Below are 15,482 nucleotides of genomic sequence, written 5' to 3' on the forward strand. Positions count from 1 at the left end.
GATTGCATAGCTGCCATGACTCTGGACCTTCCGCTCGACGCCAACCAGATCACTCTGCGCGACGGCATCGCGCGCTACCTGGCCGATCACGACCAGCCGGATTGGACTGCGCTGGCGGGCGATCTGGGACTGATGAGCATCGGCATTCCGGAAAGCGCTGGCGGCTTTGGCGGCGGCGCGACCGAACGCGCGCTGACGGCTGCCGCGCTGGGGCCGACACTGGCGGCGTCGGACTGGCTGCCGCACGTGCTGGCCGCCGATCTGCTGGCCCGCGCCGCGCCGGATCATGCAGTGTTGCCCGCACTGGCGCTGGGGGAACAGCGGATCATGCTGGTCGATGCGGCGAACCATGCCGGGTTGAGCGGTGATCCGCTAAGCGGCGCAGCAACACTGGTGGCCGGAGCCGCCGCCGCTGATTGGGCGCTGGTGCTGGACGATCACGCCGTGCGGCTGGTCCGGCTGGGCGGGGCCGGTGCCGCGATCACGCCGCGTCCCATGCTGGACGGCACGGTGCTGGGCGACATCGCCTTTGCCGCGCCGCCGACGGAAACGGTTGCGGGGGGCAATGCCGCCGCCGCGTTGGCGGCGCTGGGCCGCGACGCGCTGATCGCGGGGCGCTGCGCAGAGGCGTGCGGGCTGATGCGGCGGATGCTGGATGATACGGTCGCGTTCCTCGGCCAGCGCCAGCAGTTCGGCCAGCCCATCGCCCGCTTCCAGGTGCTGCGCCACCGCGTCGCGGATATGCAGATGACTTTGCTGAAAGCCGCCGCGCTGACCGAAGTGGCGGTGCAGTCGGAAAATGCCGATCCCGCCGCGCGCCGCCATGCGACCAGCGCCGCTGCGATCGAGGTGATCGACGCGGTCCGCGCGGTGGGCGAAGGCGCGGTGCAGATGCATGGCGCGATGGGGCTGACCGGCGAACTGACGCTGGGCCGGTTTTACAAGCGCGGCCTCGCCATCGGCGCGGAACTCGGCCCTGCGCGGCGGCATTTTTCCGCTCTCTGATCCAACCTAATCCGTTCGTGTCGAGCCAAGTCGAGACACAGCCGCGCCAACGTGTCTCGACTTGGCTCGACACGAACGGATGGGTTGTGGGGGCTTGATGGTCGTCAGCGCAGCATCAGCTTGGCGATGATATCGCGCTGGATCTCGTTCGAACCGGCATAGATCGAAGCCGCGCGGTTGTTGAGATAGCGCGGCACGGTCACCGTAATGTCGTCCGGCAGATCGGCCTCGCGCGCGCGCCAGCCGGGGGTGCCCAGGATGTCGCAGGCCAACACGTCGATCGCCTGCGACGCCTCGGTCCCCAGCACTTTCAGGACTGACGGATAGAGCGCGGTCGGCCCTTCCTTGCGCAGCGCCTTCAGCTCGATGGCCTGCAAGGCTTCGAGCGATACCGCCTGACGCGCGATCTTGTGGCGCAGCACCGGATCGTCCGGGCAGGCCCGTTCCACGTCGCGCAGCCGGGCGACCAGCGCCGGGGCATAGACCCCGCCGCGCTCGAACGCGAGCAGGTGCTTGGCGACCGACCAGCCGTCGTTTTCCTCGCCGAGCCGGCTGGCCTGCGGCACGCGGACATCGTCAAAGAACACCTGGTTCAATTCGTGATCGCCCGCCAGCGTGTGGATCGGGCTGACCCGGATGCCGGGGCTGTCCATGTCGATCAGCAGGAAGCTGATCCCGGCCTGCGGCTTGCCCGCGGTCGAGGTGCGGACGAGGCAGAACATCCGGTTGGCGAAATGGGCATGGGTGGTCCAGATTTTGGACCCGTTCAGCACATAGTCGCTGCCGTCCCGGTCGGCCCGCAGGCGGAGCGAGGCGAGGTCCGAGCCCGATCCCGGCTCGGAAAAGCCCTGGCACCAGTAATCCTCACCCGACAGGATGCGCGGCAGGTAATGGGCCTGCTGCTGCGGCGTGCCGTAATGCATCAGCACCGGGGCGACCATCTTCAGGCCCATCGGCGCGAGGTGCGGGGCATCGGCGGCGACGCATTCGGAAATGAAGATGTACCGCTGGACCGCGTCCCAGCCCGGCCCGCCAAATTCCAACGGCCAGTCCGGCGCGGCCCATCCGCGCGCGTTGAGGATGCGCTGCCAGGGCAGAGAGACGTCGGGATCGTGAAATACGGACGGCGTGCGGCGCGCGGCGCGGCGCAGGTCATCGGGCAGGTTGCCCGCGATAAAACCGCGCACTTCATCGCGAAAGGCGCTGAGTTCAGGGGAGAGAACGTTGTCCATGATGCCCTTTTGAGCAAGCCGCGCGGCACTTGCCAACCTGTTGTTCGCGTCGGGCCGGTTATTGGCTTCAGGCCGGCTGCACGCCGCCCTGTCTCCGCGCCCGGCTCTGCCTGCGGTTTTTCGTGCGGCTGACCATTTTCTTTCATGGAGAACAGCCATAGACTGCCCGCCATGAAGCAAACCGATCCCCGCCTGCTCGATCATTTCGAAACTCCGGCCCTGTTGATTTCTGGCGGGCAGGTGCGGTTTGCCAATGCTGCGGCGCGTGAAGTGCTGGGTGCGCATGTCATCGGACAAGACCCGCGAATCGCGATTCGCGATCCCAAGGTGGTCGCGCTGCTCAGCCAGCCGAACGATGGCAGCGTGACGGTCGATGGGCTGTCGGTGCGGGGCAGCCGGTGGAAGGTGTCCTGCCACGTGCTCGATGGCGGCGCGCGGCTGCTCGTCATGGATGACTTGTCCGTGCGGGTCAGCGTGGCGCGTGCCCATGCCGATTTCGTTGCCAACGCCAGCCACGAACTGCGCACGCCGCTGGCCGCGATCCTGGGTTATGTTGAAACGCTGGACGATTCCAAGGCCGGGGCGGACGAAGCCACGCGCAAGCGGTTCCTGGGGATCATCCGCCACGAAGCCCGGCGGATGCAGGCGCTGATCGAGGATCTGATGTCGCTGTCGCGGATCGAGGCGGTGAAGCACGATGCGCCGACCGCGCCGGTCGATCTGGTGGCGCTGGCCCGCGAATGCGTGGGCGAAGTGGGCGAACGGGGCAAAGTGACCATCACCACCAACACCGAAGCGGCGCAAGTGGCCGGGGATCGCGGGCAACTGGCGCAAGTGGTGCGCAACCTGATCGACAACGCGATCAAATACGGCAAGCCGGGCGGTGATGTGGCGGTGATGATCGAGGTGACGCCTGCGGGCCGCGTCGCGCTGAGCGTTCATGACGAAGGCGACGGCATTGCGCCTGAACATTTGCCGCGCCTGACTGAGCGGTTCTATCGGGCCGATGCCAGCCGCAGCCGCGCGGCGGGCGGAACCGGGTTGGGGCTGGCCATCGTCAAGCACATCGTGGAACGCCACCGGGGCCGATTCGATATTGCCAGCCGCTCCGGTGAAGGCACCGTCGCGACGCTCATTTTGCCGCTGCTGCCCTGAGCCGATGCCCTGAGCCGATGCCCTGAGCTGGTGACCTGAATCGGGGTTATGTGGCGGATTGTCATCAAACTGTCACGCAACCTTCATATCCGCCCAGTCATTACTCGCTGACCAAAGAGGTTGCCATGCGTTCGATCAGTTCATTTACCGCCGTTGCCCTCTCCTCGCTGGCCCTTGCGGCTTGCGGTTCGGGCGGCTCCTCGTCAGGCTCGCGCGATTTTGTCCGCGTGGTCGGTTCATCGACCGTTTATCCGTTCTCAACCGCCGTGGCAGAGAGCGCTGCCAAGTCGGCCGGGATCAAGTCACCGGTGATCGAATCGACCGGAACCGGGGCCGGCATGAAGCTGTTCTGCGCCGGAATCGGCGCCCAGCACCCCGACGTCGAAAACGCTTCGCGCCGGATGAAGCTGAGCGAGTTTGAAGAGTGCACCAAGAACGGCGTCAAGGACATCATCGAAATCCAGATCGGGATCGATGGCCTGGCCTTTGCGGCGGGCAGGGATGCTCCGGCGATGACGCTGACGCCGGCCGAGATCTACAAGGCGCTGGCCGCCAACCCGTTTGGCAAGCGGAACACCGCCAAGAACTGGTCCGACATCAACCCGGCGCTGCCCGCGATGCCGATCCTGGTATACGGCCCGCCGACGACTTCGGGCACGCGCGATTCGCTGGCCGAACTGATCCTGGAAAAGGGTTGCGACACCGATCCGGCGATGAAGGCACTGAAGACGTCCGACAAGGACGCCCACAAGAAGGTCTGCACCGAGGTCCGCAGCGACGGTCCGTATGTGGATTCGGGTGAAAACGACAACCTGATCGTCCAGAAGCTGGCCCAGAACCCCAAGGCGATCGGGGCGTTCGGGTATTCGTTCCTGGAAGAAAACCTGAAGACGCTGAAGGGCGTGCCGCTGTCAGGGATTGCGCCGACGTATGAAACGATCTCCGACTTCTCGTATCCGGGTGCCCGCGCGATGTACATCTACGTCAAGCCGGCGCACCTCAGCGCGATCAAGGGGTTGGCCGAGTACATGGCTGAATGGCCCAAGGTGTGGGGCGCTGACGGCCTGCTGAAGTCAAAGGGCATGATCGTGTCCCCCGAAAACGTGCGCGCGCGTTATGCGGACGTGGTGACCAACAAGACCTTGATGAACTCTGCTGACCTGAAGTGATCGGACGACACGCGCTCCCATGATTTCGCAATTTGTCTTGGTGGTGGTTCTGGGCCTTGGCGCGGCTGGCTGGTTTGCCGGTCGCGCCAAGGCCCGATTGCTGTACACCGGTCGTGGATCGCTGGCGGCAATGCCGGGCTATCATGCCTGGCACCTGCTGCTGTGGATTGTCATCCCGGCGCTGCTGGTCTGGACGATCTGGGCGGGAATTTCGCCCGCGATGGTGCGCGACGCGGTGCTGGCCGATCCGGCTGCGGCGCAGTTGCCGGCATCGGATTTTGAACGCGATGCCATTCTGGGTGAAGCCAGGCGACTGGCTGCGGACCCGGCCGCCGCCGTGTTCAACCCGCTTGCCGCCGGGCTTGCCGACACCTTTCGCAGCGTCAAATTACGGTTCGACCTGATTGGCGCGGCACTGGCGCTGCTGGCCGCGTTCGCGGGCGGGGCGTTTGGATATACCCAGGTGCGGCCAGACTTTCCGGCGCGCACGCGCGTGGAGCGGGCAACGCTCAGCGTATTGCTGCTGGCATCGTTGATCGCGGTTCTGACCACGGCGGGGATCGTCCTGTCCCTGCTGTATGAATCCGGCATTTTCTTCAGCGCAGTCTCGCCGATCGATTTTCTGACCGGGTTGCACTGGGCCCCCAAGACCGGCTCCGGGCCAGACCTGGGCAAGGATTTCGGCGCGGTTCCGCTGTTCTGGGGAACGCTGTTCATCGGCGCGATCATTGCGATGATCGTCGCGATCCCGCTGGGCCTGATGAGCGCGGTGTTCCTGACGCAATATGCCTCAGCCCGGATGCGCAAGTGGCTCAAGCCCGCGCTGGAAATCCTCGCGGGGATCCCGACCGTGGTCTACGGTTATTTCGCCGCGCTGACGGTGGCCCCGCTGGTGCGCGATTTCGCGGCCGCGATGGGGTCGCAGAATCCCTCCTCCGAAAGCGCACTGGCTGCCGGTCTGGTGATGGGGGTGATGATCATTCCGTTCGTCTCCTCGATGGCGGATGACAGCATTGCTGCGGTGCCGCAGGCGATGCGCGATGGCAGTCTGGCGATGGGCGCGACCAAATCGGAAACGATCAAGCGGGTCCTGCTGCCTGCCGCCTTGCCCGGAATCGTGGCGGGCGTGATGCTGGCGGTCAGCCGGGCGATCGGCGAAACCATGATCGTGGTGATGGCTGCGGGCGCGGCGGCGCGGCTGTCGATCAATCCATTCGACAGCATGACCACGGTTACCTACCAGATCGTCCAGTTGCTGACTGGCGATCAGGAATTCAACAGCCCCAAAACCCTGTCCGCGTTTGCGCTGGGGCTGGTGCTGTTCGTCGTCACGCTGGCGCTCAACATTGTCGCCTTGCGCGTCGTGAAGAAGTATCGGGAAGCGTATGATTAGCTCATCCTGGCAATCGCCCGACATGCAGCGGCGGCTGGCCAGCCGCCATTCGGCCGAGCGCCGGTTCAAGGCGACGGGGCTGTTCGCCATCGTGCTCAGCCTGGGGTTCCTGGCCTTCCTGCTGGTAACCATGCTGGCCAAGGGGCTGGGCGGGCTGGACCTGGCGTTCCTGACGGGATCGGATTCCACCGACGCCTCGGTTGCGGGCGTGTGGGGTGCGGCCAAGGGTTCGATCCTGACGATGGCTGTCACGCTGGCGCTGTCGTTCCCGCTGGGCGTACTGGCGGCGGTCTATCTGGAAGAGTTCGCGCCCAAGGGGCAGCGCTGGGTGGAATGGGTCGAAGTGTCGATCAACAACCTGGCCGCAGTGCCCTCGATCATTTTCGGCCTGCTGGGTCTGGCGCTGTTCATCAATTTCCTGCACCTGCCGCGCTCCTCGCCGCTGGTCGGGGGGATGACGCTGGCGCTGATGACGATGCCGGTGATTGTCATTTCCGGTCGCAACGCGATCAAGGCGGTCCCGCCGTCGATCCGCGATGCCGCGCTGGCGATCGGGGCCAGCCCGGTGCAATCGGTGTTCCATCATGTCCTGCCGCTGGCGCTGCCCGGCATCCTGACCGGAACGATCATCGGCATGGCCCGCGCGCTGGGTGAAACCGCGCCGCTGCTGATGATTGGGATGCGCGCGTTCGTGGTCACTCCGCCGGGCGGATTCACCGATCCGGCCAGCGTGATGCCGATGCAGATCTTTCTGTGGTCGGATGAAATCGATCAGGGCTTTGTGCAGAACACTTCGGCGGCGATCATCGTTCTGCTGGTGCTGCTGATGGCCATGAACGGCCTCGCCATTTATCTGCGCAACAAGTTTGAGACCCGCTGGTAACCCCATGACAGAACAAAAACTCAAGATAACGGCCCGCGACGTGAACGTGTTCTACGGCGCAAAACAGGCCATCAACGATGTTTCGATCGATATTTCGACCGGGGTGGTGACAGCCTTTATCGGCCCGTCGGGCTGCGGCAAATCGACCTTTCTGCGCACGCTCAACCGGATGAACGATACCATCGCCGGGTGCCGCGTGGATGGGCGGATCGAACTGGACGGCTCGGACATCTATGGTTCGGGGATGGACGTGGTCGAACTGCGCGCCCGCGTGGGGATGGTGTTCCAAAAGCCCAACCCCTTCCCCAAGTCGATCTATGAAAACGTTGCTTACGGCCCGCGCATTCACGGCCTCGCCGGAAACAAGGCCGAGATGGATGCGATCGTCGAAAAGTCACTCGGCCGGGCCGGTCTGTGGGACGAAGTGAAGGATCGGCTGGCCGAATCCGGGACGGCGCTTTCGGGCGGACAGCAGCAGCGCCTGTGCATCGCCCGGGCGATTGCGGTCAGCCCCGAAGTTATCCTGATGGACGAACCGTGCTCCGCGCTCGATCCCATCGCGACTGCGCGGATCGAGGAACTGATCGACGACCTCAAGGAACGCTACGCGATCGTGATCGTCACCCACTCGATGCAGCAGGCCGCGCGTGTTTCGCAGCGCACCGCGTTCTTCCATCTCGGCACCATGGTCGAATACGGCAAGACATCGGACATCTTTACCAATCCGCGCGAAGAGCGCACGAAGGATTACATTACGGGCCGCTACGGCTGAGGAATTCGAATATGGCCGAACATACCGTCAAGGCATTTGATAACGAAATCGCGCGGCTGCGCGGTCTGGTCGCCGAAATGGGCGGGCTGGCCGAAGTTCTGATCCGCGATGCCGTGGAAGCGCTGGTCAAGCACGATGAAGTGCTGGCCCACACCGTGGTTCTGGCCGATGCCAAGCTTGACGCGCTGGAGGCTGAGGTGGACCGGCTGGCCGTGCGGATCATCGCGCTGCGCGCCCCGATGGCGGACGATTTGCGCGATGTGATCGCCGCGCTCAAGATTTCCGGCGTGGTTGAACGGATCGGCGATTACGCCAAGAACATCGCCAAGCGCGTTGGCCACATCGAACGGCTGAAGAAGTTCGAACCGCTGATTCTGGTGCCTGCCATGGCGGAAATTGCCCAGGGCATGGTTCGGGACGTGCTCAACGCCTATGGCTCACGCGATGCCGAACTGGCGATTGAAGTGATCGGGCGGGACGAAAAGCTCGACAATTTCTATGACAGCATCTTCCGCAATCTGGTGGCCCACATGATGGAAAACCCGGCGACCATTTCCAGCGCTGCGCAGTTGCTGTTCGTGGCCCGCAACCTGGAACGGATCGGCGATCACGCCACCAACGTGGCCGAAATGGTCTATTTCGCCGCCACCGGGCTGTATCACACCGGGCGGGAACTGCCGCTCCTGGACGAAGAGCTAAACTGATGGCCGCCTCGATCCTCATCGTCGAGGATGACGCGGCCCTGTCCGAGCTGCTCGAATGGAACCTGCGCGCCGAAGGGTTCGACGTGCGCGTCACGCCGGATGGCGAGGAAGCGCTGGTCATGGTGCGCGAAAGCCTGCCTGACGCGATCATCCTGGACTGGATGATCGAGAACCTGTCGGGCATCGAGGTGTGCCGCCAGTTGCGCCGCAACAAGGACAGCGCGCGCGTGCCGATCCTGATGCTGACCGCGCGCGGTGAGGAAGAGGACCGCATTCGCGGCCTGAAAACCGGCGCGGACGATTACGTGACCAAGCCGTTCTCCCCGCGCGAACTGCTCGCCCGGGTCGAGGCGCTGCTCCGTCGCAGCCGTCCCGCGCTGGAAGGCGACGTGCTGAAAGTGGCCGATCTGGAACTGGACCCGGTCGCCCACCGCGTCCGCCGCGCGGGCGAGACGCTGAAGCTTGGCCCGACCGAGTTTCGCCTGCTGCGCCACTTCATGGAACGCCCCGGCCGGGTCCATTCGCGCCAGCAGCTGATCGATGCGGTGTGGGGCATGGACCGCGAAATCGACGAACGCACGGTCGACGTCCACGTCCGCCGCCTGCGTCAGGCGATCGACCGGGCGGGCGAGGACAGCCTGATCCGCACCGTGCGCGCGGCCGGTTATTCGATGGAACTGGCCTAAGTCCCCATTGAAATGCGCTGCGTTTGCGCCGATGGGCGGCGCATATGCGTTGCGCCCTGATCCCTGTCGTCTTGCTGGCCCTGCCGGTTTCCGCCCATGCCGAGACAGGCGACGATTCCACGATCGTCGTCACCGGGCAGGGGCTGGAGCGCACCGCTGAAGACGGGATCTATGGCGTTCAGGTTATCCCGCCGGACCGGCTGGCGCGCGCGGCATCGGGGCGGCTGGAAGATGTGCTGTCGTCGGTTGCGGGATTCCAGCAGTTTCGCAGGTCGGATAGCCGCTCGGCCAATCCATCGGCGCAGGGTGTCACGTTTCGCGGGCTGGGCGGCAATGCCTCCAGCCGCACGCTGGTCCTGCTCGACGGAGTGCCGCAGGCCGATCCGTTTTTTGGCTATATCCCGTTTTCCGGCATCGCGCCGGAACGCCTGTCGCGCGTGCTGGTGACGCGCGGCGGCGGATCGGGTGCGTTTGGCGCAGGCGCGGTGGCCGGGACCATCGAGCTGCTCAGCGCCGGGGCGGACGACCTTGACCTGCTGAACGCCAGCGCCCTCGTCAACGACCGGGGTGAGAGCGAGTTGTCGGTCACGCTGGCCCCCAAACTCGGCAGCGGATTTGCGGTGCTCAGTGGGCGCTGGGACCGGGGGCAGGGGTTCTGGACCACGCCGGTCGCGCAGCGCGTCGCCGCCAGCACCCGGGCGCGCTATGACAGCTGGTCGGCGGGCCTGCGCGCGGTCGCGCCGCTGACCGACACAATCGAATTGCAGGTCCGGGGGCTGGCCTATGACGACCAGCGGACCTTGCGCTTTGCCGGGGCGGACAGCGCCACACGCGGGCAGGATGCCAGCGTCCGGCTGGTGGGCAAGGGCGACTGGCAGTTCGATGCGCTGGCCTATGTGCAGGCGCGCGATTTTTCCAATATCGTGATCAGCTCCACCAGTTTCCGCAAGACACTGCACCAGCGCCGCACTCCCGCCACCGGGATCGGCGGCAAGCTGGAACTGCGCCCGCCGGTCGGCGGCAGCCACGAATTACGGTTGGGCGCGGACTGGCGCAGCATGACCGGGCGGACCCAGGAAGAAGCCTATAGCGGGGTCACCGGCCTCGTCACCGCGCGCCGCCGCGCGGGCGGGCGCAACACCGACCTCGGCCTGTTCGTCGAGGACAGCTGGACGCTGGGCGCGCTGACCCTGACGGGGGGCCTCCGCGCCGACCGCTGGACGATCCGCGATGGCTATTTCACCGAGGCGAATGCTGCCGGGACGACCACGGTGAACAACGCTTTTGCAAACCGGGCGGGCTGGGACGTCAGCTGGCGCGGCGGTGCGCGGGTGCAGGCGGCGGAAGGGCTGGCGCTGCGCGGCGCGGCCTATACCAGCCTGCGCCAGCCGACCCTGAACGAGCTCTATCGTCCCTTCGCGGTGTTCCCCGTCACCACCCGCGCCAACGCGGCCTTGCGCAACGAGGAACTGCTGGGGTTCGAAGCGGGTGTGGACCTGACCCCGACGCCGGGCGTGACGCTGAACCTGACCGCGTTCGACAACAAGGTGAAGAACGCCATCGCCAACGTCACGATTGGCACGAACTTGCGCGAGCGCCGCAATGTCGATGCGGTGCGTTCACGCGGGGTGGAACTGGCGGCTTCGGCCACGCTGGGCACGGTCCGGTTCGACGGATCGCTGGCGCTGACCGATGCGCAAGTGCAGGCCAGCGGCGCGTCGCTGGCGCTGGATGGCAAGCGCCCCGCGCAAGTCGCCAAACTGGCCGCCAGCGCGAGTCTGGCGTGGATGCCGCGCGACGGCTGGCTGCTGTCGGCCACGCTGCGCCACATCGGCGCGCAGTATGAGGACGATCTGGAAACCGGTCTTCAACCCGCTGCCACCACGCTGGACGCGGTGGTCAAGGTGCCGCTGGGCCGCCGCTTTGCCGTGGTGCTGCGCGGCGAGAACCTGACCGATGCAACCATCGTCACCCGCAATCAGGGCGGCTCGATCGACCTTGGCACGCCCCGCACGGTCTGGGCCGGATTGAGCGTTTCCATCGGCCGCTGACTGGATTAGGATCGGTGGCAAATACGAACCCGATGGAGGAACGCCGATGGCCACCCAGTTGAACGCGCACGCGCGCAACATTGAATGCAGCGAGGAAGAATGGCAGGCCCGGCGGGAACTGGCCGCGTGCTACCGGATCTTCGACCACATGGGCTGGGGCGAATCGATCTATAACCATATCTCGGTGCGCGTGCCGGGTGAGGACAATTCGTTCCTGATCAACCCGTTCGGCCTGCTCTATTCCGAAGTCTGCGCCTCGAATCTGGTCAAGATCGACATCGATGGCAACACGCTGGATGGCAGTCCGCACCCGGTGAACAAGGCCGGGTTCGTGCAGCACAGCTATTTCCACCGCCACGTGCCGTGGGCCCACGCCATCGTCCACACCCACACGACCGCGACAATGGCGGTGTGCAGTCTGGAAGGCGGGCTGCAACCGGTGAATTTCTATGCCTGCAATTTCATCGGCAAGCTGGCCTATCACGAGTTCGAAGGCATTACCGTGCGCGCCGAGGAAGGGCAGCGCCTGCTCGCCAATCTGGGCGACAAGCGCATCCTGATGCTGAAAAACCACGGCCCGGTGATTCTGGGCCGGTCGATCCCGGAAATCTTCATCCAGCACTGGTCGCTGCAACGCGCCTGCGAAGTGCAGATGGCTACGCTGGCGATGGGCCAGCCGCTGCGCGTCTCGGACGAGGTCGTCGCCGTTCACCAGCGCGATCTGGCGCAAGGGCAGGTGCCGGGCAAGCTGCCGGGGCAGGGCGATTTCGAGGCGTGGACCCGCCGGATCGACAAGATCGACCGCAGCTGGCGCGATTGATCCGACCTGGATGACCCGCCTGACCGTCAACGACCGCCCGGTTGAATTCCGGATGGACCCGCAAACCCCGCTGCTGTGGGGCCTGCGCAGCGGTGCGAACCTGACCGGGACCAAATATGGCTGCGGATCGGGTGATTGCGGCGCGTGTATGGTGCTGGTGGATGGTGCGGCGCTGCGCAGTTGCCTGATCACGCTGGGCGAGGCCGAGGGGCGGGTCGTCACCACGATCGAAGGGCTGTCGCCCGATCGGTCGCACCCGGTGCAACAGGCGCTGGTGGCCGAACAGGCGATCCAGTGCGGGTTCTGCACCCCCGGTATAGTGATGTCGGCCGCCGCGCTGCTGGCCCGCAATGCCGATCCGACGCCAGCGGACATTGCCGCCGCCGTGCCGAACCTGTGCCGCTGCGGGGTCTATCCCCGGCTGGTCCGCGCGATCCAGCGCGCAGGCCGGGTGATGCGCCGCCTTGAAACGATCAGCGCCGCCCCCGCGCCGGGCGTGACGCCGCAGGATGCGGCGCGTGCCGTTCCGGCGATGCGGGGGGAATAGGCCCTGACCCTAATCCCGCCACAGCGCATCAAGCGCGGGCTTGAGGTGGGCGCGGTGTTCGGCCGGAACGCGGTGAACCAGCCAGTCTTCGAAAGTGGCGATGGTGATGCGCGCTGTGGCCAGTTTCGAGGCGCCGGCTTCGGTCAGGTGCAGCGAATGCGATTTGCCGTCGAGCGGGCGGCGGGTCAGCAGGCCGGCATCCTCGATCCGGTTGAGCAGCGGCACCATGTTGGCCCGCTGGATATCCAGCGCACGGCCCAGCTGACTGGCAGTAACGCCGGGATTGGCCTCGATCACCAGCAGCGCCGAGACATCTGCAATCCGCAGCCCCAGCGGTTCGATCCGTGCGGCAAACTCTGCCATCATCGCGGATGCCGCGCGGCGCAGGGAGTATCCGGGAAGGTCGAGCAGCGGGTCTTTCACAGCGCTGCTCTAACCTTGGCTATTGCACATAGCAATCCATATTGTTATGTGTCATAGCAACATTTGCCACGAAAGAGGATTGCCATGACCGCCGTTGATCGCCCCGAAGCAGACACCGTCGCCTTCACGGTTGAAAATGACATTGCCTGGGTAAAGTTCAACCGCCCCGAAAAGCGCAACTGCATGAGCCCCAAGCTCAACCGGCAGATGAAGAAGGTGCTGGAAGAGCTGGAGTTCCGCGACGACGTGAAAGTCCTGGTGCTGACCGGCGAAGGCGAAGCCTGGACCGCTGGCATGGACCTGAAGGAATACTTCCGCGAAACCGAAGAGCAGGGCCTTTGGGCGATCCGCAAGTCGCAGCGCGAAAGCTATGGCTGGTTCGAACGCCTGCGCTGGTATGAAAAGCCGACCATTGCGATGATCAACGGCTGGTGTTTTGGCGGCGGCTATGGCCCGCTGTTCGGTTGCGATATCGCGATTGCAGCCGACGACGCGCAGTTCGGCCTGTCCGAAATCAACTGGGGCATTCTGCCGGGCGGCGGCGCATCAAAGGTCGCGCAGGAACTGATGCCGTTCCGCAAGGCGATGTACCACGCGATGATGGGTGAAAACCTGACCGGCAAGCAGGCCGAGGAACAGGGTCTGGTAACCGAAGCCGTCCCGGCCGATCAGCTCCATGCCCGCGTGCTGGAAATTGCCAATGCGCTGAAAAAGAAGGACACCAACGCGCTGCGCGCCACCAAGTGGACCATGCGCCGGATGGTCGACATGACCTATGACAACGGGCTGGAATACCAGATCCGTGCGCAGGAAGCGCTGCACAGCTTTGGCGGCGCGGCGGCCCGCAAGGAAGCGACCCGCCAGTTCCTCGACGAAAAGAGCTTCAAGCCCGGGCTGGAAACCTTCGACGCATCGAAGATCCAGGGTTAACAGGTGATATGGGGGTGACAGACCGCACCGCCCTGATCGCTTATGTCGAGCGGGGCTGCCCCCGCCCCTTCTACTACGCCAACGCGCATGAGAAGGATCAGGTGCCGGTGGACTTGCGGGCCATGGCGGTCCGCGATGCCCGCGCGATTGACGCACAGGTCGATCGCGAAGGGTTCCAGCTGGTCCGGCACCGCAGCGCGGTGACGGACTGGACGGACCGGGACATGCTGACCGCGATCCACTGCGATGAAGTGGCGGCGCTGATCCAGCAGCTGACCGGGGCGGATGAGGTGTTCGTCACCAGTCCCGGGATCCTGCGCTACAGCGAAAAGAGCGGCAAGGCCGGGAGCAGCGACAATTCGCATCCGGCCCGGTTCGCCCATGTCGACATCAACGATGTCACTGCCGCGCAGTTTGCGCAGCGTGGGGCAAATGGCCGCGCCTTTACCCGCTGCGCCGCCTATAACCTGTGGCGCGCATTATCCCCGCCGCCGCAGGATGTGCCGCTGGCGTTTTGCGATATCCGCAGCGTGGCGGCGGACGATCTGATCGTGGCCGACGCGATATTCGATCCACCAAACGGTGCGCCGGAATGGTCGTTCGAAAGCTGGGTAGTGGGGCATAACCCGGCGCATCAGTGGTATTACTATCCGGACATGACGGCGGACGAAGCCGTGCTGTTCAAGACCAATGACAGTGATCCGGCCCGCGCACATTGCCTGCCGCACGTCGCGTTCGACGATCCGCTGGCTCCCGCCGATGCGCCGCCGCGCGTCAGCATCGAAATGCGCGCGACGGCGTATTGGTGGGCGTAAAGGGCGCTTACAGCCCCTTGTAGAGCGCCAGCATCCGGCCCCACGCGCGGTCGGCTTCGACCTTGTCGAACACCGGGGCGTCCAGCGTGCACCAGCCGTGATCGGCCGCATAGACTTCCACCTCTGCCGGACGGCCAGCGGCCTTGGCAGCTTCGCGGAAGGTGTCCTTGTCCGCCGGGGCGCGGGCATCGTCGTTGCGGGCGATGGCGATCAGGTAGCTGGCCTTGGTCGCGGCGAGCAGCTTGTGCGGGCTGTCCGCCTTGTCCGTCACCAGTCCGCCGCCGTGGAATGATGCGGCGGCCTTGACCCGGTCCGGCACGGCATAGGCGCTGCGCACGGTGAACGGCCCGCCCATGCAATAGCCGCACGACCCGATCCCGCGCTTGCGGTTGACGGATTTTTGCGCGTCCAGGAACGCCACGCAGGCCTTGGCATCGCGCATGGTTGCGGCGGGGTCGATCAGCTTGATCATCGGCCCCAGCCTGGCCTGCCCTTCCGGCGTGCGCCACTGGGCGATGCTGTCCATGATCGGGGCCGGGCGGGAACGATAATACTGGTTGATCACCAGCACGGCATAGCCGGATTCCGCCAGCCGCCGCGCCATGACCTTGTAGGCATCGCGCAGCCCCGCGATGTCGGGCCACATGATCACGCCGGGATGCTTGCCCCGGGCCGGGTGAACGAAGAACGCATCCGCCGAGCCATCGGGCGTGGCGAACATGACGGTCTGTTCCTTCAGCTTCGGCGCGCCTTTCGCGCTGGCCGAAGTGGCAAAGCCCGATGCCAGGATCGCCGCCGCACCAATCGCGGCAAATTCGCGGCGGTTCAGGCCGGTTTGCGCCAGCGCGGCTTCTTCGGCGTGAGCGGTCAGATCATCGCACATCAGTCGTTCTCCTC

The 15,482-nt window shown here is 65.3% G+C and carries 16 protein-coding genes; 13 read left to right on the plus strand and 3 right to left on the minus strand.

Translation table 11 applies throughout. The annotated features are described in order from the left end of the window. The first annotated feature begins 15 nt into the window (after nucleotides 1-15). Nucleotides 16-1,005: an acyl-CoA dehydrogenase family protein gene (locus Q8Q53_RS05050; protein ID WP_305700657.1), complete on the plus strand. Its 990-nt coding sequence runs from the start codon at nucleotides 16-18 to the stop codon at nucleotides 1,003-1,005. A gap of 104 nt (nucleotides 1,006-1,109) precedes the next feature. Here the strand turns inward: Q8Q53_RS05050 and Q8Q53_RS05055 are convergent, their stop codons facing one another. Further along, on the minus strand, nucleotides 1,110-2,237 hold the full coding sequence (locus tag Q8Q53_RS05055) for an acyl-CoA dehydrogenase family protein (protein WP_305700658.1): 1,128 nt from the start codon (nucleotides 2,235-2,237) through the stop codon (nucleotides 1,110-1,112). Between the two features lie 171 nt (nucleotides 2,238-2,408). On the opposite strand from Q8Q53_RS05055, the gene Q8Q53_RS05060 reads away from it, so the two are divergent. From Q8Q53_RS05060 to Q8Q53_RS05105, 10 genes are all read left to right on the plus strand, one after another. Continuing rightward, nucleotides 2,409-3,392: a cell wall metabolism sensor histidine kinase WalK gene (locus Q8Q53_RS05060; protein ID WP_305700659.1), complete on the plus strand. Its 984-nt coding sequence runs from the start codon at nucleotides 2,409-2,411 to the stop codon at nucleotides 3,390-3,392. A 125-nt stretch (nucleotides 3,393-3,517) separates the two neighbouring features. Further along, the gene (locus Q8Q53_RS05065; protein ID WP_305700660.1) at nucleotides 3,518-4,561 is read left to right on the plus strand and encodes a substrate-binding domain-containing protein; all 1,044 of its coding nucleotides are present in this window, start codon (nucleotides 3,518-3,520) and stop codon (nucleotides 4,559-4,561) included. 19 nt (nucleotides 4,562-4,580) lie between these two features. Continuing rightward, nucleotides 4,581-5,954 carry a phosphate ABC transporter permease subunit PstC gene (pstC, locus tag Q8Q53_RS05070; RefSeq protein WP_305700661.1) on the plus strand — a complete coding sequence of 458 codons (1,374 nt, stop codon included), beginning with the start codon at nucleotides 4,581-4,583 and terminating at the stop codon, nucleotides 5,952-5,954. Beyond that, entirely contained in the window at nucleotides 5,947-6,837 is an 891-nt protein-coding gene (gene pstA, locus Q8Q53_RS05075) for a phosphate ABC transporter permease PstA (protein WP_305700662.1), read from the plus strand. Before pstC ends, pstA begins: the two co-directional genes overlap by 8 nt. 4 nt (nucleotides 6,838-6,841) lie before the next feature. Further along, nucleotides 6,842-7,609 carry a phosphate ABC transporter ATP-binding protein PstB gene (pstB, locus tag Q8Q53_RS05080; RefSeq protein ID WP_305700663.1) on the plus strand — a complete coding sequence of 256 codons (768 nt, stop codon included), beginning with the start codon at nucleotides 6,842-6,844 and terminating at the stop codon, nucleotides 7,607-7,609. Between the two features lie 11 nt (nucleotides 7,610-7,620). Next, nucleotides 7,621-8,313: a phosphate signaling complex protein PhoU gene (phoU, locus tag Q8Q53_RS05085; RefSeq protein ID WP_305700664.1), complete on the plus strand. Its 693-nt coding sequence runs from the start codon at nucleotides 7,621-7,623 to the stop codon at nucleotides 8,311-8,313. Next, the gene (gene phoB / locus Q8Q53_RS05090) at nucleotides 8,310-8,999 is read left to right on the plus strand and encodes a phosphate regulon transcriptional regulator PhoB (protein WP_371136515.1); all 690 of its coding nucleotides are present in this window, start codon (nucleotides 8,310-8,312) and stop codon (nucleotides 8,997-8,999) included. The genes phoU and phoB overlap by 4 nt, the downstream gene beginning before the upstream one ends. Nucleotides 9,000-9,043: 44 nt before the next feature. Further along, complete coding sequence (locus tag Q8Q53_RS05095) at nucleotides 9,044-11,050, plus strand: TonB-dependent receptor (RefSeq protein ID WP_305700666.1); 2,007 nt, start codon at nucleotides 9,044-9,046, stop codon at nucleotides 11,048-11,050. A 46-nt stretch (nucleotides 11,051-11,096) separates the two neighbouring features. Continuing rightward, nucleotides 11,097-11,870 (plus strand): class II aldolase/adducin family protein, encoded by a 774-nt coding sequence (locus Q8Q53_RS05100; RefSeq protein ID WP_305700667.1) that lies wholly within the window; start codon nucleotides 11,097-11,099, stop codon nucleotides 11,868-11,870. Nucleotides 11,871-11,880: 10 nt separating this feature from the next. Further along, entirely contained in the window at nucleotides 11,881-12,417 is a 537-nt protein-coding gene (locus Q8Q53_RS05105; RefSeq protein ID WP_305700668.1) for a (2Fe-2S)-binding protein, read from the plus strand. Nucleotides 12,418-12,426: 9 nt separating this feature from the next. Here the strand turns inward: Q8Q53_RS05105 and Q8Q53_RS05110 are convergent, their stop codons facing one another. Next, nucleotides 12,427-12,840, minus strand: a complete 414-nt coding sequence (locus tag Q8Q53_RS05110; RefSeq protein ID WP_305700669.1) for a MarR family winged helix-turn-helix transcriptional regulator — start codon at nucleotides 12,838-12,840, stop codon at nucleotides 12,427-12,429. A gap of 84 nt (nucleotides 12,841-12,924) precedes the next feature. On the opposite strand from Q8Q53_RS05110, the gene Q8Q53_RS05115 reads away from it, so the two are divergent. Further along, nucleotides 12,925-13,770, plus strand: coding sequence for a p-hydroxycinnamoyl CoA hydratase/lyase (locus Q8Q53_RS05115; RefSeq protein WP_305700670.1), 846 nt, complete (start codon nucleotides 12,925-12,927; stop codon nucleotides 13,768-13,770). Nucleotides 13,771-13,784: 14 nt separating this feature from the next. Further along, a complete protein-coding gene (locus Q8Q53_RS05120; protein WP_305700671.1) occupies nucleotides 13,785-14,585 on the plus strand; it encodes a CmcJ/NvfI family oxidoreductase in 801 nt (266 codons plus the stop codon). 7 nt (nucleotides 14,586-14,592) lie between these two features. Here the strand turns inward: Q8Q53_RS05120 and Q8Q53_RS05125 are convergent, their stop codons facing one another. Then, nucleotides 14,593-15,468 carry a dienelactone hydrolase family protein gene (locus tag Q8Q53_RS05125; RefSeq protein ID WP_305700672.1) on the minus strand — a complete coding sequence of 292 codons (876 nt, stop codon included), beginning with the start codon at nucleotides 15,466-15,468 and terminating at the stop codon, nucleotides 14,593-14,595. Nucleotides 15,469-15,482 lie beyond the last annotated feature (14 nt).

Origin of the sequence: Novosphingobium sp. (assembly GCF_030699305.1) — a bacterium.
Taxonomy (GTDB): Bacteria; Pseudomonadota; Alphaproteobacteria; order Sphingomonadales; family Sphingomonadaceae; genus Novosphingobium.

What these genes read in the sequence shown, in the direction of transcription:
- phoU (WP_305700664.1), top strand. Translation starts at nt 7,621, where the DNA reads ATGGCCGAACATACCGTCAAGGCATTTGATAACGAAATCGCGCGGCTG.
- Q8Q53_RS05115 (WP_305700670.1), top strand. Translation starts at nt 12,925, where the DNA reads ATGACCGCCGTTGATCGCCCCGAAGCAGACACCGTCGCCTTCACGGTT.
- Q8Q53_RS05065 (WP_305700660.1), top strand. Translation starts at nt 3,518, where the DNA reads ATGCGTTCGATCAGTTCATTTACCGCCGTTGCCCTCTCCTCGCTGGCC.
- pstC (WP_305700661.1), top strand. Translation starts at nt 4,581, where the DNA reads ATGATTTCGCAATTTGTCTTGGTGGTGGTTCTGGGCCTTGGCGCGGCT.
- Q8Q53_RS05050 (WP_305700657.1), top strand. Translation starts at nt 16, where the DNA reads ATGACTCTGGACCTTCCGCTCGACGCCAACCAGATCACTCTGCGCGAC.
- Q8Q53_RS05105 (WP_305700668.1), top strand. Translation starts at nt 11,881, where the DNA reads ATGACCCGCCTGACCGTCAACGACCGCCCGGTTGAATTCCGGATGGAC.
- pstB (WP_305700663.1), top strand. Translation starts at nt 6,842, where the DNA reads ATGACAGAACAAAAACTCAAGATAACGGCCCGCGACGTGAACGTGTTC.
- Q8Q53_RS05095 (WP_305700666.1), top strand. Translation starts at nt 9,044, where the DNA reads ATGCGTTGCGCCCTGATCCCTGTCGTCTTGCTGGCCCTGCCGGTTTCC.
- pstA (WP_305700662.1), top strand. Translation starts at nt 5,947, where the DNA reads ATGATTAGCTCATCCTGGCAATCGCCCGACATGCAGCGGCGGCTGGCC.
- Q8Q53_RS05100 (WP_305700667.1), top strand. Translation starts at nt 11,097, where the DNA reads ATGGCCACCCAGTTGAACGCGCACGCGCGCAACATTGAATGCAGCGAG.
- Q8Q53_RS05060 (WP_305700659.1), top strand. Translation starts at nt 2,409, where the DNA reads ATGAAGCAAACCGATCCCCGCCTGCTCGATCATTTCGAAACTCCGGCC.
- Q8Q53_RS05125 (WP_305700672.1), bottom strand. Translation starts at nt 15,468, where the DNA reads ATGTGCGATGATCTGACCGCTCACGCCGAAGAAGCCGCGCTGGCGCAA.
- Q8Q53_RS05055 (WP_305700658.1), bottom strand. Translation starts at nt 2,237, where the DNA reads ATGGACAACGTTCTCTCCCCTGAACTCAGCGCCTTTCGCGATGAAGTG.